Source organism: Amycolatopsis nivea (assembly GCF_004522235.1).
Classification (GTDB): Bacteria; Actinomycetota; Actinomycetes; order Mycobacteriales; family Pseudonocardiaceae; genus Amycolatopsis; species Amycolatopsis nivea.
In genome coordinates this window covers 1-1,436 of sequence record NZ_SDLT01000099.1, presented here as the reverse complement: position 1 = coordinate 1,436, position 1,436 = coordinate 1, and the positions used below count along the sequence as shown (strand labels likewise).

The window sequence follows — 1,436 nt, the reverse complement described above, 5'->3', positions numbered from 1 at the left end:
GTGAACTGGGCCCCGGAAGTTGGACTGGTTATGTGGAGGTTAGGCGGCGGGGGTCTGGGCTCGGTATTCGGCCGGGCTCAGGCCTTGGAGCGTGGTGGAGATGCGGGTGGTGTTGTACCAGTCGATGTAGTCGTGCAGTGCCGTGATGAACGTGTCGACGGTGTCGAACTTGGTGTGGTGGAAGAGTTCTTCTTTGAGGTGGCCGAAGAAGTTCTCGGCGACGGCGTTGTCCAGGCAGGTGGCTCGCCGGGACATCGACTGGGTCAGGCCGGCGTCGGCGAGCAGGGTGCGCCAGGAGGCGTGCTGGTATTGGAAGCCCTGGTCGGAGTGCACCAGCGGGCGGGCTCCGGCGGGCAGGGTCGCGATCGCGGCGCGCAGCGAGGAGTTCGTCAGCTCCAGCGTCGGGGACGGCCCGCAGGCGTAGGCGACCACGGACCGGTCGAACAGGTCGATCACGGGCGAGAGGTAGAGCTTGCGGTCGCCGATGCGGAACTCGGTCACGTCGGTGACCCATTTCGTGTCCGGGGCGTCCGCGGCGAACTCGCGGTTGAGCAGGTTCTCGGCGGCCGTGCCGGGCTGCCCGGGCCAGGACCGGCGCCGGCGCGGCCGCCGGACCTGGCAGACCAGACCGAGGGCGTTCATCAGCGTGCGCACGGTTTTCTTCGCCACCCGCCAGCCGGCGCGGACCAGGACCGCGTGGACGCGCCGGTGCCCGTAGCGGCCGCGGGCGGCCTCGAACGCCTCGGCGATCGCGGCCTTGAGCCCGGCGTGCGGATCGGGCCGGTCGGGCCGGGCCTGGTGGTAGAAGAACGTCGACCGGGCCAGGCCCGCGACCGCCAGCAGCACCGGCAGCGGATAGTCGGCCTTGAGGGCGGCGACGGCCTGGGTTTTCACCCTCGCCCCTGCTCCCTCAAGGCCCGCAATTTTTTTAGGTAGGCGTTCTCCGCCGACAGCCGCAGGTTCTCCGCCCGCAACCGCTCCAGCTCGCCGGGACCCGGCGAGTCCGCGACACCGGGCGGACGGCCTTTCGGCTTGGGCCGCAACGCGTCCTCGCCCTCGCGCCGATACGCCCGCGCCCAGTTCTCCACGAGTTTGGGCGAGGACAGCCCGTGCTCGCGCGCCAGCTCGGCCGCGGTCGCCTCGCCGCCGACATACCGGCGCACGACCTCCAGCTTGAACTCGAACGCGAACGACCGCCTGCCTGGCTTGTTCATCAGCGCTCCCGCGCTCCGCAGCCTCCAACGATCACGCAAGCGTCGCACGGCACCCGCCGACACCCCCAACCGGGACGCCACGGCCTTCGCGCCATACCCGTCCTCGAACAACGCAACAGCGGACGCCCGCTGCCACTCAGACAACGAACTGTGTGGATGCAACGAACCACTCCCCGGACAGCTGGAACTGGATTCCCAGTCCAACTTCCGGGGCGCAGTTCA

The 1,436-nt window shown here is 69.7% G+C and carries 2 protein-coding genes and 1 pseudogene; all 3 read right to left on the bottom strand.

Features of this window, described 5'->3' with window-relative positions:
* Positions 1 to 39 precede the first annotated feature (39 nt).
* Complete coding sequence (locus EIZ44_RS44380; protein ID WP_240691577.1) at positions 40 to 894, bottom strand: IS3 family transposase; 855 nt, start codon at positions 892 to 894, stop codon at positions 40 to 42.
* Positions 891 to 1,214: a helix-turn-helix domain-containing protein gene (locus EIZ44_RS45855; RefSeq protein WP_240691576.1), complete on the bottom strand. Its 324-nt coding sequence runs from the start codon at positions 1,212 to 1,214 to the stop codon at positions 891 to 893. The genes EIZ44_RS44380 and EIZ44_RS45855 overlap by 4 nt, the downstream gene beginning before the upstream one ends.
* A 33-nt stretch (positions 1,215 to 1,247) precedes the next feature.
* Positions 1,248 to 1,358 (bottom strand): annotated as a pseudogene (locus EIZ44_RS46335) (helix-turn-helix domain-containing protein); the annotation flags it as partial.
* Positions 1,359 to 1,436: the final 78 nt, after the last annotated feature.